At 50.7% G+C, this 24,369-nt stretch carries 20 protein-coding genes, 1 tRNA gene and 1 other RNA gene; 7 read left to right on the plus strand and 15 right to left on the minus strand.

Annotated features, from left to right (window positions below; genetic code table 11):
- Window positions 1-140: 140 nt before the first annotated feature.
- On the minus strand, window positions 141-1,385 hold the full coding sequence (locus F1593_RS21975; RefSeq protein ID WP_149403711.1) for a sensor histidine kinase: 1,245 nt from the start codon (window positions 1,383-1,385) through the stop codon (window positions 141-143).
- A 22-nt stretch (window positions 1,386-1,407) separates the two neighbouring features.
- Window positions 1,408-2,082: a response regulator gene (locus tag F1593_RS21980; protein WP_149403712.1), complete on the minus strand. Its 675-nt coding sequence runs from the start codon at window positions 2,080-2,082 to the stop codon at window positions 1,408-1,410.
- A gap of 169 nt (window positions 2,083-2,251) precedes the next feature.
- On the opposite strand from F1593_RS21980, the gene F1593_RS21985 reads away from it, so the two are divergent.
- From F1593_RS21985 to F1593_RS22000, 4 genes are all read left to right on the plus strand, one after another.
- A complete protein-coding gene (locus F1593_RS21985) occupies window positions 2,252-2,914 on the plus strand; it encodes a DedA family protein (RefSeq protein WP_149403713.1) in 663 nt (220 codons plus the stop codon).
- Between the two features lie 278 nt (window positions 2,915-3,192).
- Complete coding sequence (locus F1593_RS21990) at window positions 3,193-3,864, plus strand: ABC transporter ATP-binding protein (protein WP_235932664.1); 672 nt, start codon at window positions 3,193-3,195, stop codon at window positions 3,862-3,864.
- Window positions 3,861-6,644, plus strand: a complete 2,784-nt coding sequence (locus tag F1593_RS21995) for an ABC transporter permease (protein ID WP_149403714.1) — start codon at window positions 3,861-3,863, stop codon at window positions 6,642-6,644. The genes F1593_RS21990 and F1593_RS21995 overlap by 4 nt, the downstream gene beginning before the upstream one ends.
- 548 nt (window positions 6,645-7,192) lie before the next feature.
- Window positions 7,193-8,494: a serine hydrolase domain-containing protein gene (locus tag F1593_RS22000; protein WP_149403715.1), complete on the plus strand. Its 1,302-nt coding sequence runs from the start codon at window positions 7,193-7,195 to the stop codon at window positions 8,492-8,494.
- Between the two features lie 160 nt (window positions 8,495-8,654).
- On the opposite strand, the gene F1593_RS22005 is transcribed toward F1593_RS22000, so the two are convergent.
- From F1593_RS22005 to F1593_RS22015, 3 genes are all read right to left on the minus strand, one after another.
- Entirely contained in the window at window positions 8,655-9,173 is a 519-nt protein-coding gene (locus F1593_RS22005; protein ID WP_149403716.1) for a hypothetical protein, read from the minus strand.
- A gap of 35 nt (window positions 9,174-9,208) precedes the next feature.
- A complete protein-coding gene (locus tag F1593_RS22010) occupies window positions 9,209-10,357 on the minus strand; it encodes a ParM/StbA family protein (RefSeq protein ID WP_149403717.1) in 1,149 nt (382 codons plus the stop codon).
- A 347-nt stretch (window positions 10,358-10,704) separates the two neighbouring features.
- Window positions 10,705-10,780 (minus strand) — tRNA-Ile (locus tag F1593_RS22015).
- A gap of 486 nt (window positions 10,781-11,266) precedes the next feature.
- Between F1593_RS22015 and F1593_RS22020 the strand changes: the two genes are divergently transcribed.
- Window positions 11,267-13,072 carry a 2-oxoacid:acceptor oxidoreductase subunit alpha gene (locus F1593_RS22020; protein WP_149403718.1) on the plus strand — a complete coding sequence of 602 codons (1,806 nt, stop codon included), beginning with the start codon at window positions 11,267-11,269 and terminating at the stop codon, window positions 13,070-13,072.
- A 2-nt stretch (window positions 13,073-13,074) separates the two neighbouring features.
- The gene (locus F1593_RS22025; protein WP_149403719.1) at window positions 13,075-13,920 is read left to right on the plus strand and encodes a 2-oxoacid:ferredoxin oxidoreductase subunit beta; all 846 of its coding nucleotides are present in this window, start codon (window positions 13,075-13,077) and stop codon (window positions 13,918-13,920) included.
- A 150-nt stretch (window positions 13,921-14,070) separates the two neighbouring features.
- Here F1593_RS22025 and F1593_RS22030 read toward each other — a convergent pair whose 3' ends face one another.
- The 4 genes from F1593_RS22030 to F1593_RS22045 all read right to left on the minus strand — a co-directional run bounded on the left by F1593_RS22030 (window position 14,071) and on the right by F1593_RS22045 (window position 16,646).
- The gene (locus F1593_RS22030; RefSeq protein WP_149403720.1) at window positions 14,071-14,301 is read right to left on the minus strand and encodes a hypothetical protein; all 231 of its coding nucleotides are present in this window, start codon (window positions 14,299-14,301) and stop codon (window positions 14,071-14,073) included.
- A gap of 327 nt (window positions 14,302-14,628) precedes the next feature.
- The gene (locus F1593_RS22035) at window positions 14,629-14,949 is read right to left on the minus strand and encodes a hypothetical protein (protein WP_149403721.1); all 321 of its coding nucleotides are present in this window, start codon (window positions 14,947-14,949) and stop codon (window positions 14,629-14,631) included.
- A 422-nt stretch (window positions 14,950-15,371) separates the two neighbouring features.
- On the minus strand, window positions 15,372-15,842 hold the full coding sequence (locus F1593_RS22040) for a GNAT family N-acetyltransferase (protein ID WP_149403722.1): 471 nt from the start codon (window positions 15,840-15,842) through the stop codon (window positions 15,372-15,374).
- A 27-nt stretch (window positions 15,843-15,869) separates the two neighbouring features.
- Window positions 15,870-16,646 (minus strand): SDR family oxidoreductase, encoded by a 777-nt coding sequence (locus tag F1593_RS22045; RefSeq protein WP_149403723.1) that lies wholly within the window; start codon window positions 16,644-16,646, stop codon window positions 15,870-15,872.
- A 285-nt stretch (window positions 16,647-16,931) separates the two neighbouring features.
- Here F1593_RS22045 and F1593_RS22050 point away from each other — a divergent pair, with 285 nt between their 5' ends.
- Complete coding sequence (locus tag F1593_RS22050) at window positions 16,932-18,365, plus strand: DUF4032 domain-containing protein (RefSeq protein WP_149403724.1); 1,434 nt, start codon at window positions 16,932-16,934, stop codon at window positions 18,363-18,365.
- 59 nt (window positions 18,366-18,424) lie between these two features.
- Here F1593_RS22050 and recA read toward each other — a convergent pair whose 3' ends face one another.
- The 6 genes from recA to mtnP all read right to left on the minus strand — a co-directional run bounded on the left by recA (window position 18,425) and on the right by mtnP (window position 24,280).
- On the minus strand, window positions 18,425-19,495 hold the full coding sequence (recA, locus tag F1593_RS22055) for a recombinase RecA (RefSeq protein WP_149403735.1): 1,071 nt from the start codon (window positions 19,493-19,495) through the stop codon (window positions 18,425-18,427).
- 521 nt (window positions 19,496-20,016) lie between these two features.
- Window positions 20,017-20,628 carry a recombination mediator RecR gene (recR, locus tag F1593_RS22060; protein ID WP_149403725.1) on the minus strand — a complete coding sequence of 204 codons (612 nt, stop codon included), beginning with the start codon at window positions 20,626-20,628 and terminating at the stop codon, window positions 20,017-20,019.
- Between the two features lie 2 nt (window positions 20,629-20,630).
- A complete protein-coding gene (locus F1593_RS22065; protein WP_149403726.1) occupies window positions 20,631-20,927 on the minus strand; it encodes a YbaB/EbfC family nucleoid-associated protein in 297 nt (98 codons plus the stop codon).
- Between the two features lie 15 nt (window positions 20,928-20,942).
- Window positions 20,943-23,078, minus strand: coding sequence for a DNA polymerase III subunit gamma/tau (dnaX, locus tag F1593_RS22070; protein ID WP_149403727.1), 2,136 nt, complete (start codon window positions 23,076-23,078; stop codon window positions 20,943-20,945).
- Between the two features lie 122 nt (window positions 23,079-23,200).
- An RNA gene (gene ffs, locus F1593_RS22075) (signal recognition particle sRNA small type) lies at window positions 23,201-23,300 on the minus strand.
- Window positions 23,301-23,404: 104 nt separating this feature from the next.
- Window positions 23,405-24,280: an S-methyl-5'-thioadenosine phosphorylase gene (gene mtnP / locus F1593_RS22080; protein ID WP_149403728.1), complete on the minus strand. Its 876-nt coding sequence runs from the start codon at window positions 24,278-24,280 to the stop codon at window positions 23,405-23,407.
- Window positions 24,281-24,369 lie beyond the last annotated feature (89 nt).

Below are 24,369 nucleotides of genomic sequence, written 5' to 3' on the forward strand. Positions count from 1 at the left end.
TATTGTGTAGTGCAGGAAAGGTGCTGTGCACCTTTCCTGCACTACACAATAAAAAGATGTTTGAGCACCGCAGGTGCGAAAACTCATGCACAGAGACCGTGGAGACCACGGGAGGCTGACACTCTCATAGTGGCCTAGTCCTACAGTTGTAAATAAAGAGCATCTTTTCTTCCGCCCTCGTCAGAGTCAGAACCGTCCACCAGCGGCAACCAGATTTCGAAGCAGGAGCCGCGTCCCACGGTGCTGCGGAGACGAATTTCGCCCTGATGAACTTGCGCCACCCACTGCACGATTGCCAGGCCCAGTCCACTTCCACTCGTTATTTCTTTCTGGATGCCTTCTTCCTCCACTGGGAGAGATGCATGTGAACGTGCTGCATCTACACGATAAAAGCGCTCAAAGAGATAGCTCTGATGTTCCTCAGCGATTCCTGGCCCATTATCCTCTATCCATATCCGGCCCCATGCTTTTTCTCCTCGCATCGCAGTGCTCCCTTCGACAAAGACGCGGTTACCGATCCCAGAGGTATATTTGAGCGCGTTATCAATCAAATTGGTCACCATCAAGGTCAGAAGCAGACGATCTCCATGTACGCACAGTTCAGGAAATTCCCCAAAACTCAGATCTATGCCTCGTTGGCGAGCCAGGGTCGCAAATCGTTCCACCACCTCGAGGGTCACTTCACTCATATCCACCGAGGCCGGGGTGAGAATGGTTTGCTCGATGTCGGCTCGCGCGAGGAGCAACAGGTCGTTGACCAGACGGGTCATGTGATCTGTCTCGGCTTGAATCAGGGAGAACTCCTGTCGGTACGCTGCGATTGTGTCGAGCGCCTGTTTATAGGTTTCTGGCTTGCTCCCCCCAGACAAGGCTCGGTTTGTCGCGAGCGTGAGAATACTGAGTGGGGTCCGTAACTCATGGCTCGCATCGGCGGTAAACTGGCGTTGGCGGCTCAAGACGGCTTCTAAGCGATTGAGCATTTCATCGAAGGTGCCTGCCAATTCGCCCAATTCGTCGCGACTGGTGAGATGGAAGCGCCGACTGAGGTCCGTCCGCCCAATCTCCTGAGCCGTGCGGGTAATCAGCCGGACTGGACGCATGGCTCTGCTCGCTAGCCAATAACTACTGGCAGCAGTGAACAGCAGGATCGCCAGACCCAGCAAGAAAATTTGTCGCGCGATTGGCAGAAGGTCACCAGGAGCAGATGATGGCAGCATCTTGGCGATGGTGCTATACAATAACCCCCCAAAAAGCAAGAGAACAGATGTGATTGTCACGATGTACCAGAGCGTCAGTCGGATACGTATACTGCTCAGATGGAAATACATTTGTTGCCAGAGCGTTTGATTGTGACGCTCTGGTTGTTTCCTATGACGGTCGCGCATTGCTTGTCTCCTCTCTTTCTCTTCACTCTGGTGGATGCAAGCGATAGCCTACACCACGCACCGTCTCGAGCAATTTAATAGGAAACGCTTCATCAACCTGGCAGCGGAGACGGCGCATGCAGACCTCAACGGCATTCAAGGTCCCAGTGAATTCATAGTTCCAGATATGGTTCGCAATCATTTCGCGCGTCAGCACCTGGTTGGGATGGCGCATCAAATATTCGAGCAGGGAAAAGAGCCGTGGCGTGAGCTCGATGCGTTGCCCCGCTCGCTCAACCACATGGGTTGCGGGATCGAAACTCAGATCACCCACACGCAGGACGGCACTTTTCTCCGCTCCATTGCGACGCAATAAAGCCCGGAGACGAGCCAGCAGTTCGCTCAGGGCAAAAGGTTTGACCAGGTAATCATCAGCACCACTATCCAAACCACGCACACGATCGGCCACCGTATCGCGCGCGGTTAAGAGGAGAATCGGCGTATTGAAGTGTTGACGTCGAAGATCTCGACACACCTCCAGTCCGTCTTTGCCTGGCAACAAAATATCGAGGATGAGCACATCGTAGGAAGTAGACTCAGCCAATGCCTGCCCCTCCACGCCATCATACGCTGGATCAACGGCATAGCCTTCGTCAACTAAGCTCATCTGAAGTTCATGATTCAACCGCCGATTATCTTCAACCAGAAGAATGCGCATCGCTCTCGTTCCCTTTCCTTTCTGTCTCTCCTCTATTATCCCTCAAAAACCTGACACCGTGCTGACAAGAAGAGGGCAGAGATGTCAGCATGGTGTCAGAAGAAACGAGTATGCTCTCTCCGAATACATCAATGAGTAGTCAGGATCAGCAACTAGAAAGAGGTTTTCGATGAATGGAATACAACTCACGCAGCTTCTCGCCACCTATGGCTATGGAGCAGTCTTGCTCTTTGTCACCATTGAGAGCACTGGCATCCCCTTTCCGGGCGAAACAATGCTCCTTATTGCTGCCATTGCCGCCGGAATGACGCATCAACTCGCCATTCCCTGGGTCATTACCGCCGCAGTCGGCGGTGCCATCCTGGGCGATAACCTGGGGTTCTGGATCGGACGTACAGCTGGTTACCGCTTACTCCGCCGCTATGGGCATTACATCCACCTTGATGAGCGCAAGCTCAAACTGGGCCATTACTTGTTTCTCAAGCATGGTGGCAAGGTTGTCTTTTTTGGACGCTTTGTGGCGGTCCTGCGCGCCTGGGCAGCCTTCCTGGCGGGAACGAACCGCATGAGCTGGCCCACCTTTTTGCTCTGCAATGCGAGCGGTGCCGTGGTATGGGCGAGTCTTGTGGGACTCTCAGGCTACTTCTTGGGAAATGTCATGCATCAGTTCAGTGGACCCATTGGAATCGCCACCACGGTAGGAGCGGGAATCGTCAGTTTTATCTGGTTCATTGTCTGGCATCATCAGAGCCGCCGCCTGGAGGGTGAGGCCGAACGAGCACTGCCTGGTTCCCTGGATGATTACCGCAAGGTGCTGAGAGGAGAGAAGTAGCGCTATCTCCGCAGCCAGGACAAAACACGTGTGTCAGCGTCTTGTCAGGAAACAGCAGTATACTCTTCCTCAGTCCAGTCCAACGATCTTTCCGTTGGCACCAATTCCATACCTGGGCAAAAAACGGAGAGATGGAGCAAGATGGAAAATGGCATGATACATGAACTGGCCAGCATAAATGAAAAAGAAAGGCGAAAGATACCGTGAACGAACAACAAGAGAGGGGCATGTTCTCTGATCCGTACCTATCTCCTGACGTGATGGAGGTATCTTCCATCATGAAGCGTCTCTCCCTAGGACGTGAACAGATTGACATTCTCAAAGGCATCACCTTGACCGTGAAACGAGGAGAATTGCTGGCACTGGTCGGGCCATCTGGCTCTGGCAAAAGTACACTCCTTGGCATTCTTGCCGGGCTTGATACGCCGACAAGTGGACACATTGTGTTGGATGGCATTGATATTACGCGGATGTCTGAGGGCAAATTAGCTGCGATACGCAATCGCAAGATCGGCATGGTTTTTCAAGCCTATAACCTGATTGCTACGCTGACCGCACAAGAAAATGTCGAGATCCCTCTGTATGTGGGAAAACATCCAGGCTTGCCCTCAGCTCGTGCCAGAGAGCTTCTGGACCTCGTCGGACTCTCACATCGCCTGGGGCACCGGCCCGCGCAGCTTTCCGGGGGCGAACAGCAACGCGTGGCGATTGCGCGAGCATTGGCGGCTGATCCAGCCCTGATCATTGCCGATGAGCCAACGGGAAACCTGGATGAGCAGAACGGCCAGAAGCTGCTCAAGCTGATCGCGGATCTGCGAGCGCAGACGGGAAAAACCTTTATTCTTGCCACACATGATGCGACCGTTGCCGCGCATGCCGATCGTGTCATACGGATGAGGGATGGCGTGATCGCAGGCATTCACGAGCAGAATGGAGCGCGCGTGCAATGAAAGCAGCTCTTTTTGTCACCTATCCGTTGCGCTCGTTGCGGCGCGGCGGCGGCTCCACGCGGCTGGCGATTCTCTGTATCGCGATCGGAGTCATGGCAGTTGTAGCGATTCAGTCAATTGGACTGATGGCGACCAACTCCTATGTAAACAACGCCCGTACGGCCAATGGAGGCGACATTTCCGTGCGGACGGCGAACCACAATATGCCTTTTATCCCAGGCAACTTCACGTCCTTCGCGCAACTCAAAAACGAACAATTGATTCAGGACTATACTCCAGTCAACCTGGAACAGGGCACCATCGGTACTCAGTCCGCGCCAGCGAATGGGCTTCTGGTGCAGGTTGTCGATCCAGCGCATTTTCCCCTGGTAGCCAGGCCCACTTTCGTCTCGCCTGCCTCGGGATCACTGAAAACACTTTTGACAGCCAATCAGGTAGTAGTCACGCAGACCTTTCTCACACACTACCACATGCAACTCGGCGATACATTTGACCTGCAGATCCAATCAGCGCAGCAGAGCGCGGCGGCGCGGACGCTTCATGCGCGCATAGCCGGTGTGATCGCCAATACTGGCATGTACCCCGCAGGCAATACATTTGTGCTGACCTCGTTTGCCGCGTACCAGGCGGCCAATCCAACGTTGCCCGTGACCTATGAAAGTGTCGATATCACCACGCAAGATCAGGCTCATACGAATGAGACACTGCGCGTACTCCAGCAGCAAGTTCAGCAAGGACATTTGCCACCTGCCTCTTTCCAAACGGTGGCCGAGGTGCAACAGCATGTGCAGTCTTTCACCAACTCGGAGACGCAATCGCAGCAACTGGCAGGTCTGCTCGCCCTCTTTATCGCTGGTCTGGGCATTATGAATACCATGCGCGTGTTACTTGCCCGGCGCACACTAGAGATTGCAATGCTCAAGACGGTGGGCTATAGCCGGATCAGTCTCGCGCTCCTCTTTGGGATAGAAACGGGCGTGTTGGGCTTGCTCGGCGGCATACTTGGAACCGGGATATCGGTGGGTATCAGCTATGGAGTAGTAACCAGATTGCTCTTGGTGCCATTTCAACTTGACCCGTTGACGCTTGGTGGTGGTCTTGCCCTGGGCGCATTCACGGCGCTCAGCTTTGGGCTGGTGCCCATTGTCCAGTCCGCGCATATCCGCCCCATTACGGTTCTGCGCGAAGGCTCAAACAGCGATTCGGCCAGCAACCGTAGCCTGACGTTTGCGCTGTACAGCCTGGTGGTCCTCCTGTTTTGTCTGCTGGCGAGCATTCTTTTGCAGAACCTGTTGCTGGCCTGTGCGGGCGTCTGCGGAGCAGTCTTGTTCCTCGCACTCCTGAGCCTGGGCATTCGCCCACTCATCTGGGGCGTCAGTGCTTTTCCCATCCTGGAACAGTATAGCATGAAGTACCTGACAGGCATGTTCGCTGGCATAGTATGCGCGGCGCTACTCTGTGTGTTCTTCCCGCTCATAGGAGGCGTAGTTCTGGCTCTCTTCTGCCTCGCATTGGGAATGAAGGTGTTGCCTCAGAGCTGGAAGATCAACACCAAAATGGCTTTACGCAATCTCGGAAGAAGGCCCATGCGTACAACCATGCTGGTTCTGATCCTGTTTGTGGGGGTCTTTGTGATTGGCAGTCTTCAAGCTATGAATCAAGGTCTGCAAAGCCAGCTCGCCACCACGATGAATCAAAGGCTTTCCTACAATGTGATCGTCAAACTTCCGCGCAATCAGGCACAAGCGATACAAGCACAACTGACCACGCTGCCAGGTCTGCTGACCTCTTCCTCCACAACAGTTGCGGCCACATCCCCTGTAACGATCAATGGCCAGTCCTGGCAACACTTTTTTCCGCTCACCCAACTCAATCAGCAGGCTGTGGTGCAGCGCAACTTCGATGGCGTTGAGGGTTATGATCTCGCCAATCAGCACAGCCCTGATCCACGCTTCATTCATATCGTCACCGGGCGAACCTTGAATACGAGCGACGCCGGGACCAATCATGTGCTCATTCCCTATACTCTCCCGCAGGCCAACACCTTCTCCCTGAGCATTGGGGACACGCTGACTGTGACGAGCGCGGAGGGCAGGACTAGTCCCACCTTAACCGTCGTTGGAGAATACACCACAGCGGACATCTCGCTGACGCAGGTATCGCCCATTTTGACCCCGGAGTCGGTCGTAACAACGCTGGCCCCGACCACGGCGCAAACCGTCTTCTACTTGAAGGTCGATCCAGCGCAGGTAGCACAAACGGAAACAACGCTTGATAATGCACTGCCCGGTATTACCTTTGTGCCAACGCCAGCCAGCGGCATTGACAGTTACCTTCAAGGACTATCCAGCATTGTCTGGATCTTCACAGTGATTGCCAGCTTCGTGCTTCTGACTGGTATGCTCATCATGGCGAACATGGTCGTGCTGGACTTATTCGAGCGCCGCCGGGAACTGGGGATTTTGAAAGCCCTTGGCTATTCCCAGCAGATGCTATGGGGGGAAATGCTGTTTGAGTACGGCATCATCGGGGGCATCAGTGCGACCCTGGCCATCGTACTGATAGCCCTGCTCGCCAATCTCTTCGGCAATCTTTTCTTGCGCGCAACAACCAGTGAGTTGAGTCACATAGGCGCGCCGGTCGTCTTGAGCTTTGCACCCAATGGATGGCTGCTTACCAGTCTGGTCGTAGGCACAATCCTGCTGGTGACGGTTACCTCCTTGCTCGCTTCCTGGCGCACGGTACACGTACGCCCTCTTGACGTCTTGCGCTATGAATAGACGCACGCATCAAGCTCTTGCACGGCTTTGTCATTACAAGCGCCGATGCGCTCTCGCCAGTCATCTACAACTGTAGGACTAGTGTTAATATAGATGTATTTCGTTTGTCAAGTGTTTATTCTGCAGGAGAAATATGGAAGAAGTAACTATATGCGGTCGCCATGTCCGAACTGGACGGTTGCTTTTCAAAGAAGAATCGAGTATGCTTCAGGACAGGATATAGTTCAGTGTCTTATTCTTCGTAATCTGCGAGGTCTGGAGCCACAGGTCTGGACTGGTTGCTCTCTACAACTCAAAGCAATATCAGAGACAGATCAATCGTGTGCACTCCTCCTGCAGATATTCTGGACGCAGCGTCGCGCATTTCCCCTTGCTTTTCCATGCTCCATCACGATGGGCATGTATAACAATAACGAAGAGGCTTTGTTTCGGCGCATCTGGCTACCCACACATCCAGCAAGGCCAAAACAAGCACCCAACCAGTGCCGGTGGGAAAAGACAATACATATAGCCTGCCTTTTATTCTCTTACTCGTTAAGGAGTACGTCATGAGACAGACTATCAACACATTGGTAAAGGCACGCCTCAAGGCAAATGGACCAGGAACAGCAATCGGTATCATACAGAGGGGTACATTGTTGCATAACCAGGGTTATGGACTGGCTTCGCTGGAATGGAACGTTCCCGTTACACCAAATACTGTCTTCCGCATTGCTTCATTGACCAAACAATTTACGGCGATGGCGATCCTGATTTTGCAAATGCAAGGCAGGCTCAATATTGAGGATCACCTGTCGCTCCATCTTCCAGCATGCCCTTCCGCGTGGCAGGAGATACGCTTACGCCATCTCTTGAGCCATACGTCAGGACTGATCAATGTCTCTGAATTAGCCGAATTTCAGAACCGTGCCGCGCAACATCTCTCATTAGAAGAGGTTATCGCATTATTCAAACATATTCCCTTGCTCTTTGAGCCGGGCACAGATTTTTTCTATGGCAATTCCGGTTACCACCTGCTGGGATTAGTTATCGAGCAAGTGACCCAGATGCGCTATGAAGAATTTATACGCTATGCTATCCTGAAACCATTAGGCATGCAAAATTCCTACTTCCAATGCACCACACCAATCATTCCCAATCGTGCCAGTGGCTATATTACGCAGGATGAAACGATTGTCCCGGCCCCCTATGTCAGCAATATCAGCACGCACTCCTCCGGCGCAATGGAATCTACACTCCATGATCTGGTGCTCTGGGAACGTGCTCTGCATAATCACACGCTGGTCGATGCAGAAACGCAGCGCCTGATGTTTACTCCCCTTCGCTTACCCGATGGGCGCTGTGTAGAATACGGTTTTGGCTGGTCCTTCTCAACCTATCGCGGGAAGTCCCTCACCTGCCACGGTGGCTGGGCAAATGGATATCGTACCCTCGTCGCCCGCTTTCTCGAAGATGATCTTACCATCATCATCCTTAGCAATAGCAGGGAATTCTCAACGGAGCGTATCGCCCTGGAGCTGGCGGCACAGTATATTGATTTTGCGCCGATCACACGACAAGAGCTTTCACGAGAAATCATCTCGCTCCAAAAGATCGTTGGACATTACGACATGCCGGGCTCGCATATCGAGGTATTTGAGCGCGAGGAACGCATCCTGCTACGCAAAGGTGTTAAAGAAATTACACTGCTTCCAGTTAGCGAGAACGTATTCGTCCCCGAGAGCGATCATGATGTCACCTATCACTTCTCTCAGGAACGCAATGGGGCATTTCATTCACTGGTTATTACCTATCCTTTGCATTTTGCCGTCGCCAAACGCCAGAGCGCCAATATGATCGCTATCGATTAGTCAGAGCAGGCTACGTAGACAAAAGATACACATTTTGTGTCATTCCCACCAATAAAAAAGTGGAGGAACAATGAATACTCATTCGTTCCTCCGCTCCTCAGCAGGCTGATTGCGCTTCCCTGTTGGCTAACGTATGTGCATAGCAAAGAACAAGGAAACACTATAAGAGTGACCAGTAATCAGCAGCATCATCTGCATTTTGATCAGCATTATTAGAGGTAGTTACAATAGTGTCACCATCCTTCATTAACGCACGCATACGTCCTGTGACTTGAGAAGGAGCAGGAGCATTATTGCTGCCATAATTTGATGGCGACATTGATCTAACCGCTGGCTGAACAGGCTGAACGGGTCGCGGAGCTGGCGCCTCATATGTCGATGTTGGCGTTGGCATTTGAACCGGTGTAACCACTGGATGGACGGGCGACGGCGATGAGTTTGCTGTAGGCTGGACGACCGGCTCGCTTTTTGATACGACGGCTGGTACCTGAATGACCGGCTGCACAATTCCCCGGTTCATCATGTCATAATATTCAGTCAGGCGCAGCGCAATCAACTGCCCTGGATTGTCAATCATATGGTGTTTAACGGCATCCTGCCTCAATGCCTCTAATGCTTCAGAGTCCTTCAACAGACCAACTGTAAAATGCAAAAATTTTTCTGATGAAGATTGTGTCATATGATTCTCCCCTATCAATCAATCAGCCTTAAGTATCAAAAAGTACGCATACTGGTAGAATTCCCAACACTACTGCCTGTATTGGTTCCACCACTTGTACTGCCAGTCTGAACTTTACGGATCAACAGACGACCGGCCAACGTACAATATCCGATACAATTGGCATGACTGGGATCGTCAGGGCGTGACAGGTGAGGAATACGCTTCTTTAAGAAGGAATAGAAATAATAGACACCACCGCCAATATTGAGTACCGGTTTAAAGCTAGCGGCCACGGCATCACGATCACTTTGACGCCAGGCGGAAGCCACAAAGGATACAATTTCGCTACCCACCTGCGCCACAGCCTCATTGACCAGACGTTCAAGATCATAATGCCCAATGGTTTGGCCATAAGATGAAATTTCAGGATAGCGTGTAATTTCGCCTTGAGCCTGCGCTGCATGCGCATGCATGATCTCACGAGCCTCTAACAGAGACAATGGACGATCATATTTATTCTCAAAGGAATCCATCAGCATTTGTGTCGCTGTCTCAACGCCGACAGGCTTACCTTTACAATATTCAACAACCGGCACCTGACCGCGGGCGACATACAGATCCGTCGTACGACCGCCGATGTCAATAACCGCGCTCTCAGTAAAGCCATTTGCTGAGCGATCATTATAGGCAATCAGTGCGCCAGCACCTTCCATCACAACCGTCGCAACCTCAACGACGACGCGCCGGGGAGTTTTTTCGTCGTTAAGCGTAAACAGGTAGGTGCCATCCAGAGATTCTTTAATCGCAGCACGCAGGGCGGCATTTTTGATATAGGTTTCAGCAGGCAAACCAGCCACGACATAAATACCAAATTCAGCATCTGGAATCAGAGTTGCTGCGATAGTCAACAAGCCACGCAAGCTAAATTTACTCGCATAGCGTTGAATATCACCACGCCCATTATATACTTCGATTGACTGCTGCAAAGCAAGATCGCCAATCGCGTAGGCTGTCTCTTCATTCACAAATTGCATTACGTGCACATTGGTTTGCTCAACATTGACACCCAGATTGCGGAGTGCCGTCGTATCAACCTTAGCAAACGCGGTAGGAATGCTTAGCGAGACGGTTTTGCCATTGATGACCGTTACGCCACCAATTTCCGCATTCCCAAAGTCATGACCATATGGATACCATTTCATTGATGTAAGCTCTCTTCTGCCATTTCTAGAAATGAGAAAAAAATATCACGCAAATCCAAAATCGTAAATATATATAATCAATTGTGTAACGAGATCTCCTTTATGGATAGCCTTTTATAGATTAATAGTACTAATGTCAGCGAAGCCAGAAGCAACCCATCCACCTGAACAGGTGGGGCACAAGGCATGTACTTGCACTCCCACCATAGCGTCAAAGGAACAGCGATTCATCCCCGCCATGAATGGACGGGGCTTTCTCGCTCGCTTCCTGTAATCACATGGTACAAGTACTCAACAGCAAAAAGCCAGCCTGACATGCATGTGTCAGGCTGGCTTTAAATGCTTATTGGTGGGCCCAGCTGGATTCGAACCAGCGACCAATCAGTTATGAGCCGACTGCTCTAACCGCTGAGCTATAGGCCCTTGCGGATAGCATTGTACCATAACTGATGGTGTTTGTGAAGGGGTTTACCATGAATTTTTCACTCTTCCATACATCTATTTCAGCTCTTAAGAGATAACAGCGTGCTATTTTGAACGGAACTCGCTTTTTTTCGCGCACACTCATCCATAGCGTGTGCTATAATATTATTAGTTAAGTGCTACTTTCAACCTTATAAGTTGATAGAAACGGACAGTTGGATTGAGGATGTCTATGCTCAGTCAGCTAGAAATGGTTTCGGTATTATGCACTTGCAGATATATTCCGTTCACTACTGGCTGGCACGTGGAAGAAGAATACGACATCACAGAGCATGTATCTCTCATATTCGCACGCAGAGATATTTAGATGTCACTATGTCTACAACCAAACAAACATCCCCATTCTTTAGCACAAACCAGATTATTGTCTTCACCGCACTGTGCTCAGTTGTGTAGCGCGGTCAACGTGTTTCCAGGGGGCATTCGATGATGAATGAGGTAACGATTCGGATCGGTGGTGAATCCGGCGAGGGGACCATCTCCGGTGGTGATATCCTTGCGCTGGCGTCCGCACGCTGGGGGTACCATGTCTATACCTTCAGGACGTTTCCAGCTGAGATTCTCGGCGGCCCATGTATGTTTCAGGTCCGTATTAGCGATCATCCGGTGAAGTCGATGGGCGATTATGCCGATGTACTGATTTGCTTGAATCATGAGGCTTATGAGCGCAATATCGGTGACCTGCGTCACGGTGGTGTGCTGATCTATGATCCATCCGACTTTACTCCTGAAAGTAGTGATTGCGTCACGTATGCCATCCCTTTTAATGAGATCGCACGTAAAGAGATTCAGCTGTTCCAGACCAAAAATATGGTGATGCTTGGTGCCATTTGCGGCCTGTTTGGCCCTCCTATCGAGGCAATCATCCAGGTGGTACAATCCAAGCTCTCGCGCTCACGTAAGGCCAATGCAACACTGATGGAGAAAAACCTGCTGGCCCTGGATGTGGCAAAGCGCTATGTGACAGAACAATTGACGAAACAAGATCCTTATCAGCTTGGTCCGGTAGAGAAGATGAGTCGTGTAGTGCTTAATGGCAATCAGGCAGTCGTGGCTGGCGCGCTGGCAGCCCAATGCCGTTTCTTCGCTGGCTACCCAATTACACCCGCCAGTGACATTATGGAGGGGATGGCAAAGGAGTTACCACTGATTGGTGGAACGTTTCTGCAGGCGGAGGATGAGATTGCAGCGCTGGCATCAGTATTGGGCGCCTCCTATGGTGGTGTGCGGTCAATGACGGCAACATCTGGTCCTGGTTTCTCATTGATGACCGAGTTGATTGGCCTCAGTTCGATGTCTGAGCTGCCAGCAGTGATTGTGGATGCTCAACGCGCTGGTCCCAGCACAGGCATGCCGACAAAGATGGAACAGTCCGATTTGAGCTTCGCGTTAAATGCGGGACACGGTGATACTCCACGTATCGTGATCGCCCCTTCCAATGTGGCAAATTGCTATGAGTTGATTATCCAGGCCTTTGCTATGGCTGACCGCTATCAAATGCCCGTACTATTCCTGACGGATCAGTCACTCACGGCACGCGTGGAAAGTGTTGATAGCCATATCTTTACGATGCCTGAGATTCAGGAACGCGTGCAGTATTCATCCCAGTCCGAGCATGCCAGCAATGGTCATCAGCATGGGGATCAAACGAGCGCCAACGAGCAGTTGTTAGTGGGTGCCGGCGTCACAGGGACTCATGCGCGTCCCTATGCTCGCTATGCCTATACTGATACAGGCATTTCGCCGATTAGCATCCCTGGTACAGGCGCTCCAGCCTATGTGGCAACTGGACTGGAACACGATGAAATGGGACATCCCAATTATGAGCCAGAAGACCATACAGCCATGATGGAGAAACGTTTCCGCAAACTACAAACAGCTCAGGAAGAGCTACCACAACCTGAGCGTTATGGCACAACTGATGCTACCATTGGCATCATCGGCTGGGGTTCCACAGAAGGAACCATTCAGGAAGCGGTAGATCGTGCCTGTGCCAGAAGACTTAAGGTTGCAGCACTACATCTAAAAATCCTATCACCACTCCCCGATAAAGCCATTCAGGCCTTTATTCACTCAGTTGATAAGATTATCGTGCCCGAAAATAATTATTCAGGACAACTTGCTAATCTATTAGGCGCGAAATATGGTCTGCGAGCGATACGTGTTAATAAATTTGGTGGAATTCCATTTACAGCAGGGGAAATCTTACAAGCAATCGAGGAGGTTTGCTAATCATGACACAAACACTGATCAATCCAACGCCCAAGGACTATAAAAGCGAGGTCAAGCCGACCTGGTGTCCAGGTTGCGGCGACTTCGGAGTGCTCAACGCAGCCTTCCGTGGTCTGGCTGAGCTGAAACTGCCAACGGATCAGACAGTGGTGGTCTCAGGTATTGGCTGCTCCAGTCGCTTCCCACACTTTATGAAGACATTTGGTTTTCATAGTGTACATGGGCGTGCGCTACCAGTCGCTCAGGGATTAAAGATGGCACGTCCCGATCTTACGGTTCTTGCCGTGGGTGGTGATGGAGATTTCTTCAGCATCGGCGCGGGCCATTTAATCCATGCCGCGCTCCGCAATATAGATATCACTGTCGTAGTGATGGATAACGAGATCTATGGATTAACCAAGGGCCAGACTTCACCCACGTCACCTCATGGACACGTCACGAAGTCTACACCTTATGGCCTGCTCGCGTCGCAGTTTAATCCTATTGCCACTGCACTCTCGCTAAATGTCAGCTTTGTGGCTCGTGGCTACTCGGCCAAACCCAAAGATCTTGCTCTATTGATTAAACAAGGTGTTGAACACAAAGGTTTCTCCTTTATTCATGTGCTCAGTCCTTGCCCCACCTTCTATCATACCTTCGATGCCTGGGATGCTGCGGTCACACCCATCTCTAGCACGCATGATATGCATAATAAGGCGGAGGCCATCACGCTGGCAATGGAAAAAGAGAAGCAATATACCGGCATCTTTTACCAGGAAGATCGCACGACAATGGACCAGGCAGCCCATCAAATCGTCCAGGAATCCCAGCCATTTGATGTCACAAACTATATGAAACGCTATGTATAAACGGCTACCCTTACGCTGAAGGCTCGATAAAAAAGGGACTGGCATCGTGATACCAGTCCCTGCTTGTTGTGTTATCAGCTCTTTATCATCTGAGTGAGCAATGCAAGAAGAGCTTACAGGAAGACGAGAAGAGACTTGTGCTCCTGACGTTTATTGGTGTTGTTGGCGCACATAAGTCGCTGCCGTTACAGTGGCACTGAGAGCGTTTGCAACCCCCTGAGTAAACTCTTCACCGCACGGCTGGCAGAACGTGCCACTTTCATTATGGTACAAACCACCAATCGCGGTCAGTTGCCTTTCCGCAGGCTTACCACACCATTCACAATGGCTACCCTGAGGGGCAAAATCGACAGAAACAGGTCGCTGAAATTCATTGGACATCAAGAGCCTCCTCTACTGCTGGTCGGTGTTACTGTTCGTATCCATCAAGCAAACAGTACACAACAAGAGGGACTTTCATATCGATGGAAGCAGGTAAAATACCATAACGACCACGATATGGTTATCCACATGCGTCTTTGCCCATGAGCTTCATTGCTCGACGCTCAGCGCCCCCCGCTCAACATATTGAGGAGATCTGAGTATGAGATACTATACCACAAAATGGTATAAGATTCCAAATCATATTCGTCAGCACCACAATACTGATCAGTGACACTCACTCTATTATCGTATCGCGAACAAATCGTTCTGCTGCTTTTCTTTGTCCTATCTATCTACGGCATCATTTCTGGTACCTGACGCTTCATTGAGCGCCGTATCAGTAGAGATATTCTGAGCATTAGCCGCCGCATATTGCGCACGCTGAGCAGCCAGTTGCTGCTTCGTTGTCAGATATGCCCCAATGATCCAACCCACCAGACCTAATCCGACGGTGATTGCCAGAAAGGTAAACACCACCGTATTAAAGGCTACATTAAATACCGCTGCCAGCACACCTGCCAGCACCATACCAACAATCAAACCAAGTGTCACGCCAATCAAACAGCCAGGATGGGCCAGATTGCGTCCTTCTAAATGCTTCATCATGAGAACAAAAGATACCTTTACGAAATTTTGCTTCTATAAAAGATGATAACGCGACGACTCGTAGGCGTCAAGAGAAATGTTGCCTGCAACGGCATACCTCCCGGCGATCATAAACAGAAAAAAGATACCTCTCTACCACCTGCCTCTAGTGCATGCTGGCTATTTCCATAGCAAGTTACCATATTATGTTGAAACATCAGTATAATAAGAATATCGGTGAAGCAAGCATTCAGCTTCAACCACGCTATCTCATCTCGCCTCTTGCGGAAGATAAACGCCGCAATAAGTGAAAGGATATTCATTACATCCCACAACCGTTTGTATTGCACACCGGTATAGCTACGAAATCATCTGTCCTGAACGTAGCTACACCAGCGCATTGATGGTCCACAATGGCAAAAACAACTCGTAGCCTGAAGTGCTTAGAGCCGATAACGTAACACGAGCATGTCACGGATCATTAAACCATTGACATACATGGGCGGTTGGATATAGGCAAAGAAATCCAGTCGAACATGATCCATGCGGAAACCACACTGCTGATAGAAAGAGATGGCCTGTAAGGATGTATTGTCAGTCCCGACGAGTACAGCCACATTGCCACGTCGCCGCGCCTCTTCTACAATCCTTTGCATGATCGCATGACCATAGCCCTGACGTCGCCGCTCGGGGGCAATCTGAATATACTCCACTTCACTGTCAACTTCGCCCCAACGCATCACGACAGCACCCACGACAGCGTGCTCGTGCCAGACGATATACGACGTATGGGCACTATCGCCGAGCAAAGAGAGGATACGCGCCTCATCCTCATCAGCCTCTAACAACAGCGGTACCAGGGTGGCATATTCAGATGATTCCACGGGGCGCAAGACGATGACATTCTCAAACATGCTCGATTTTTACTCCATTTACAGACATTACCAGGCCATCGCGCCACCATCGACAACCACAGTCTGACCCGTGATATACGCAGCGGCGGGTGATGCCAGAAAGACCAGGACGCCTTTGATATCATCAGGGGTGCCGAAGCGGGCTAATGGAATATCCGCCAGCATTTCCTGCTCATAACGCGCGAGGATGGCCTGTGACATGCGCGTGGGGAACCAGCCCGGAGCAATGGCGTTGACTGTAATATTGTGGCGCGCCCAACTGGTTGCCAGATCGCGTGTCATATTAATCACGGCCGCCTTGCTGGCATGATAACCCACTACCTGCAAATACCTGGGATTGCCACCCGTCAGGCCAGCCACGGAAGCGATATTGATAATCTTTCCGCCCTGTCCCTGCGCAATCATCACCCGCCCCACCTGCTGACTCATCAAGAATGTTCCTTTAACATTGACATCCAATACTTGCTCGAACTTCTCCAGCGGCATATCTTCGGGAGGGGCTCCCCACGTCGTGCCGCTATTATTGATCAGGACATCAATAACACCAAAGCGTTCTTGAGTTGTTCTTACCACCCGCTCCACATCCTCTGGATTCGTCACATCGCATGCCAGAGCCAATGCCTCACCGCCATTAGCCTCGATTTCTGCACGCACCGCGTCGCACGAGGAGAGCTTGCGTGAACACAGCACGACACGCGCTCCCATCTCAGTCAATGCCTGCGCGAAATACTGTCCCAACCCACGCCCACCACCAGTCACAATTGCCGTCTTGCCGTCCAAACGAAATAGATCCAATGTCCCCATTGCTCAAACAACCTTTCTGACCTTCACTGGTCATACACTCATGACGATTTATTGTGTGAGTTTGCATTGCTGAACTCAAGCATGCTATCATCACTTTAACATATTCACTGGTTATCTATGCTCGACTTTGTACAATTTTGAAAACGTGAGCTCGAAAATGCGTCGCACTCGCCCTTTTTCTCAGGCTCACAAGCCTAAAAATGTACAAAGTCGAGGTATGAAGCTGTCTTGTTTGAGCACCAAAGGGGATGCACTATTAATACGCAGCAAATTAAAGTAACATTTATGATGGGGGATGTAGATCGCCAGCGCCTGGAAAAATTGCCCTGGGAGACACAATTAGAAGAATGGGAAACAAACGGGGTAGAATTACTGCTGGTGCGACGCGGCGATTCACGACATCCAGTGATCTTTGTTGAGCGCGAGGGCGTACGCTATGCTATCAAAGAAACAACACCGCATATGGCTGAGAAGGAGATCCGCAACCTTCAGGTGATTGAGCAACGGGGCATTCCAACCCTCAACCCGATCGGGACAGTACATGTGACCAAGCCACCTATAGCTATCGAGGTGCCAGGCATGCGCGGTATGCGACAGTATATTAATGCCGATAATGGTTATACGGTAACGCGTCTGGCTCCACGCGTCGTGCCACACGTCCTCCTGTATCGCTTGCCGCTCACCAGACGTACCAAACAACGGATGCTCGCTGCAGTTGCCACGCTGATGGTCGAATTACATGAACATGGGGTCTACTGGGGTGATCCCTCGCTCGCTAATGCCCTCCTGCGCATTGATGGACGACATATTCTGGGCATTATGGCTGATGCAGAAACAGTGGAACTCTTTCCCGGACCCATTACTGAAGGCTTACGCGAACAAGATCTGGCCCAATTTGGAGAGTCACTCTCCTGGCAGGCGGAAGATCTACGTCAGGCGAAAGGCTTGCCAGAAGATGTACAGGTCCTGGATGATGAGGATTATCAATATTTTCGACAGCGCTATCGCATAGTACGGCGTGAACATGCTCATATCACCGGTGAGCATGATCCTAGCGCACTCTATCAAACACATCTCATTATGAGCACAGTGCAAGATTGGCAGAGTACATTGGCAGAAAAAGCCAACAGTCTAATGCGTGAAATCATACCTGTCAGGCCTGTCTGGTATCAGCAGCGTATCTATGACATGCTCCACATTACCATTCCACGCTCCCATGCACGTCGCTTCTACAATCTCATCGTCGGACATCAGGAAATCATGAGCCGCAATGAGGACTATGCGGTCAGTATCGAGGAGGCAGCGCAGGACTGGTACGAACGATATCATCTACCCACCATTCTGCTTCTGCGCCAGAGGCTGACCAGCGAGGAAGATCCTATGCAGGCATACTTCGCTATCATGCAACACAAGTGGGATATGAGCATGAAAGCAGGATATGAAATCCCATTGGATGAGGCAGTACAGGATTGGGAACAGCATACAAAGCAGAATAGACAACGAAATCCGATTGATCCAGCATTGTACACGGCCTGGTGGCGTAAACGCCAGCGTCAGCCTGTCGAGGACACGGTAAAACCACCTATGATTGAGGGAGAAGAGCTTGATCCATTTCTCTCTACAACCGAGCGACCGCTAGTCCACCTTGACTTACCGCAACTCGAACAAAAACTACCGCAGATCCTGCATCCTGAAGAATATAGTGATGAAGAAATCTAAGAGGGTATTTATCTGTTGCAGGAAAATGTGTTGGGCATATTTTCCTGCAACAGATAAATTTACACTTCTTCAATCCCCGCTTCAGCCAGTACAACCTCCTCCGAGTCCTCATCAGCGTCCTCGACAACCTCGGCCTCAGCAGCCTTAAAGGCCAGCATGTTGCCTCGGATCTGGTCGTCAATCGCGGTTGCCACATCGCTGTTCTGGCGCAAGAATTCTTTGGCATTCTCACGTCCCTGACCCAGACGAATATCGCCCACCGTAAACCAGGCACCGCTCTTCTTCACCAGGCCCATCTCCAGGCCCAGATCGATCAGACCGCCTTCACGCGAAATACCTTCGCTATACATAATATCGAACTCTGCTGTGCGGAATGGTGGCGCAACTTTGTTCTTTACCACACGTACGCGGGTACGGTTGCCCATCACATCCTGACCCTGCTTGATCGAATCTGTACGGCGAATATCGAGGCGGACAGAAGCATAAAACTTCAACGCCTTACCACCAGCAGTGGTCTCTGGATTACCAAACATCACACCGATCTTCTCACGTAACTGGTTGGTAAAGATAACAGTGGTATGAGAATTGCTGATCGCACCGGTCAGTTTACGCAGTGCATGACTCATCAAACGTGCCTGCAAACCAACATGGGAATCGCCCATCTCGCCTTCAATTTCAGCACGGGGAGTCAAAGCGGCTACCGAGTCTACAACGACAACATCAATTGCGTTACTGCGCACCAGAGAGTCCACAATTTCGAGCGCCTGCTCACCGGTGTCCGGCTGAGAGATGAGGAGATTTTTGGTATCGACGCCCAATTTTGTTGCATAGCTGGGATCAAGTGCATGCTCTGCATCCACAAATGCTGCGAAACCGCCATTGCGCTGTGCGTTCGCGATCACATGCAGACACAAAGTTGTCTTACCAGAGGACTCAGGGCCATAAATCTCTGTAATACGACCGCGTGGTACACCACCAATACCCAGGGCCAGATCCAATGCAACGGAACCAGTTGAAATCGCCTCAATATGGACCTTTGCTGAATCGCCGAGCTTCATGATGGCGCCTTTACCAAAGCGGCGCTCAATTTGTCCCAGTGCCAGATCTATAGCTTTCTCACGATCAGACATTCCCGCTGTATTGGCACCTGAACCAGCAACAATAGCGGCGTTCTTTTCCTTCTTACTAATTGGCATTCTTTCTCTTCCGCAGAGTATAGTCATAAGCGAGTTCTTCACTCACCCATGATCCAAGGACCCTGCTCCTCCTTTTTTCAATCCACTCAAAGGTCTCTAAGTGATGGTACATTCTCTATTTCACAATGCGCACAGGATCATCTATGGTCCATCATAAAGACTTATTGATAGCTCTACGATGGTTGGAAGGTTCGCCCCTGTCGCTTCTGGAAGTGTTTCTATACTATCTATTCTTTGTGAGGGCGAAAAAGCGGAAATAATTATGCCCTTTCAGCCGTTTTCGTACAAAGTAGAACAAGTGTACCACGAGGCGCTACATGTGTCAAGCTACATCAACAGGGACGCTACAAAGGTAAGAAGTTGTGTGCACGTCTAAAAAGGGATGGGATCATGGCCCGATAAAGGAAAAAGGGATGTCCGTATAGACATCCCCTTATTTGTACGTTTCTGTACAATTACATTTCGCGACGCCCCTCCAGGGCCCGGCTCAGTGTCCCTTCATCCGCATACTCAAGATCGCTTCCCAATGGTAAGCCACGCGCTAACGTCGTAACTTTCATGTGTGGGACCGTAATTTTATTCTTGATATCGTCCTTGATTACACCAGCCGTATAATCGCCCTCGAAACCCGGGTTGGTCGCGAGAATCACCTCGTGAACCGAGCCATCCACCAAACGTTTCAGCAATTCATCGATACGAATATCTTTCCGCCCGATCCCATTTAGTGGCGAAAGCGCACCATGCAAGACATGGTACAATCCTTTATAGACACCCGTCTTCTCAAGGGCCAGCACATCGAGCGGCTCCTCTACCACACAAATACTATCTTGATCGCGACCCGGATTACTACAAATAGAGCACGGATCGGTCTCAGTAATATTATAGCAGCGCGAACAGTAGACAATGCTTTCTTTGACGCGTATGATAGCCTCTGCCAGACGTCGAGCCTGATCTGTTGGGCTACGTAAGATGAAAAAGGTCAGGCGTTGCGCCGTCTTTACACCGACCCCAGGCAGCTTGGATAGTTCTTCAACCAGAGCCGCCACAGGAGCTGCGACATCACTCATTTTTAAAACATTCCAGGAATCTTCATTCCACCAGTGGCACTGTTGACAAGCTTCTGCTGCGCATCGGTCACTCTATCATGAGCATCCTTGGCAGCTGCCTTCACCATTACCTCTAGCTCTTCAATATCATCCGCACTAAACGCCTCAGGATCGATTTTGACGCTGGTAATCTCATATTTACCGCTCATAATGACTGTAACCGCACCGCCACCTGCAGTACCAGTAAACAGATTAGCTTCTAGCTCCTCCTGCATCTTCATCAGCTTCTGCTGCATTTTCTGTATTTCGCGCATGTTCATGGAAAGAAAACTCCTTTATTTCGGCTGAATATCTTGAATTTCCGCTCTAAACATGCGAATCACTTCCGATACGACCGGATTGCTCTCCGCATGCTTTTTGATGATTTCTAAACGTGTCTCTCTGTTCTCAGATGGCACTCTCATATTCTCGCTCACAGCGTCATTTCTGGCAAGTGGTGAAACAGCAGGTGTCACCTTTTCGACTGTCGGAGTCACAACAGAATTAGCCGGGCGATCAGGAGGGCGTTGCTCTGGCTCGGGGGTACTGGGTGGTGGTACAGCAGGAAATACCGATCCTGGTGCCATTGGTTGCTCAGATTGAGAGGGTAGTGCTGGTAGTGCTGACGCAACACTAGCTGCGCGATTCGTCATCGACGTAGCAAAATGGGCATTGGGTGGCAGCAAGCGAATATCGCACTCAATATTTAATTCTATCTTTAAGGCCCAGCGGATAGTAGCATTGTACTCATCATTTTGTAACGTTTTATAGTGGAAGTCAGCAATTGCTTTACCCACGATGATTGGTAGCTGAGCAGTCCCTTCAACACCCAGGATTGTATATCCGCTCAGCAAAGCTGCGATCTTGGAGCCATCTTTACGCGTTTTCACACGTCTTCGAATCGCTTCCCACTTGTCTTGTACTGTGTCAATTGTCAGGGTCGGCGGCTCAGCGCTCACGGAAACTGGATCACCAGTGGTGGGTGCAGGGGCGGATGGCATCCCGGCGTAGCTGGCAATCGAGGTGTGCTGATTGATGGCTGGCGTAGCAGGTACATCATGAGCAGTCATTCCCGGCTGGCTGGTTTCAATGCGTGGTGCTGCGCCTTCATGTATCTGCGACTGAGGTGCAGAAGATCTGCTTGCAGTAACTGCTGATGCAGGCCGAGGCTCAGTGGCCGGAGCAGCAGAATACGCTGCCTGGGATGGGGTAGATGACTCTGATGGCGCTAAATGCGTTGAAGGTATCGTCCTATTTTGAGGTACGGACGAATTTCCTACATTGGTAGGATATGTAGAACCTGTTGCAGGATGGGCCAGGGCCACAGGTCCATCTTTAGCCCGACGATGGATCGCAATACAGGCCAGAAAAGCCAGCTCGAGTCCTAGTTGAGGCGTACTCTGGCTCTTTTGCATCAACTCATTCAGTGCGAATTGGCGAGCACATTCAGTCAATTCATCCAGGACAAAATATTTCGAGACCTGCAGGATATCATTGACCTCGTCATCGGTATTATCAAGGATTGCAGCGATATTCGCGCCCGCTTTTGCCAGCATCATCGCACGCCAGAACTCGGCAATCTGTCCATTGATCTGGCGTAAATCAGCGCCGGATTCAGATAGCGTATTGATGAGGTGCAAACCTTCAGCACTTTCCAGGTCGGCGACATGGCTGATGATTTTTTGGATTGCCCGGGGATCAGCCACGCCGAGCATAGTTTGTACCTGCTCTAGCGAGATATCTACACCACAATATGCGATAGCCTGATCCAACAGGCTCAAGGCATCACGCATACCACCAGCGGCCGCACGTGCGATCAGTTCAGCAGCACCAGCTTGCAATGTCACCTGCTCTTGTTGTGAGACAAAATGCAAATGATCAACCAGCTGCCGCAAAGTAAAGCGTTTAAAATCGAAGCGCTGACAACGCGACAAAACGGTCGGTAACATCTTATGTACATCTGTCGTTGCGAGCACAAAAATAGCGTAGTCTGGCGGCTCTTCCAATGTCTTCAGCAAAGCATTAAAGGCCTCGGTCGTCAGCATGTGTGCTTCGTCAAGGATATAGACCTTATACTTGCCAGTCGTTGGTGGCATCATCACTTTTTCACGCAGCTCACGGATACTATCGATACCACGGTTAGAGGCTGCGTCGATTTCAAGCACATTAAATGAGGAACCGGCCGTAATTTCGCGGCATTGAGCACAGACATTACAGGGTTCGCCGTTCTTGGAGTTAGTACAATTAATGGTTTTAGCCAGGAGACGCGCCATACTTGTTTTGCCAGTACCACGCGGGCCGGTAAAAAGATAGGCATGACGGAGATTGCCAGAACTGAGAGCGTTCTTGAGTGTCGTAATCACTGATTCCTGGCCGACAAGATCGCCAAAGGTTTGAGAGCGCCATTTACGGTAGAGTGATTGTGAGGCCATAATAAATACTCCCGCCTATGTATCCTCATGACGGGCCACGAGCCCACCCGCTGCCAGATGAGTAGAAGAAGTTGTTCATGGTAACAGAGAAAAACCGATTTTTACCCGGTCCTGCCGGTTAGCGTAATCAGGAACCCCTATGTCACCCAGGGAGGTCCACTTACCGTTGCTTCCTCACGGACCTGGCGGAGTTCACAAACATCTGCCGCATAGGACCCAATTACGCCAACCGACAGGACCGGATAAAAATCGGCCCATCCCGCATTCAGGACTGTTTTCATTTCCCTCGTGGGATGAACCCATTCTACACCGGATCAGAAGAGTTGTCAAGAGATATAGCGGCCAATTAATAACTGATATGTCTCTTTTGCCTCAACAGGAATGCGCGTGGGATCGGTCATGATCGCGCCTGCCAGCGCGTGCTCACAGGCACATGCCTGTTGCAGGCGATCAGTTCCAATCTTCTGCGCAACGCTCGCCAGGATACGCTGAGCATGCGAGACGTTGGCGCTTAAATTCGCCACCACCAGATCCACCGAGACAGATTCTTCAGACTCATACCAGCAATCATAATCAGTCGCACAAGCGATGACGGCATAGCACAGCTCAGCTTCACGGGCCAGTTTCGCCTCGGGCAAGGCTGTCATACCAACCACATCCATGCCCAGTTTCCGATAAATATTTGATTCAGCCTTCGTTGAGAAGAATGGCCCCTCCATGCAAACATAGGTACCGCCCTCGTGAACTGTGACACCCTCCAGTTCACGTGCTGACTCTAACAAAAGTCCACTCAGCGTGGGACAGAACGGCTCGGCGAAGGCACAATGCACTACGACCCCACCTTCAAAGAAGCTATTGACCCGACTCTTTGTACGATCAAAAAGCTGATCGGGGATGACCAGATCACGCGGAGCAATATCTTCACGCAAACTGCCAACCGCGCTGACAGAGATAACCCATTCCACGCCCAGGCTCTTGAGTGCCCAGATATTGGCGCGTGAAGGCACCTCTGTCGGATTCAGACGATGCCCGCGTCCATGGCGCGGTAAAAACGCCATTGGCACGCCAGCCACCTTCCCAAGCGTAATCACATCACTAGGATCACCAAAAGGAGTTGAGATGCGCACCTCCTCTACCTCAGTCATTCCTTCCATCTGATAGAGACCACTGCCGCCAATCACCCCGATCTTTGCCTGTGTCATAGGTTATCCTCCTTGAAAATCACCAGAGATACTGTGTAGCGTTGCTTATTTGTCCGGCATCGACATAACATCAGTATGTTCCATGCCAG

The sequence above is a fragment of the Dictyobacter arantiisoli genome (assembly GCF_008326305.1).
GTDB classification, from domain to species: Bacteria; Chloroflexota; Ktedonobacteria; order Ktedonobacterales; family Ktedonobacteraceae; genus Dictyobacter; species Dictyobacter arantiisoli.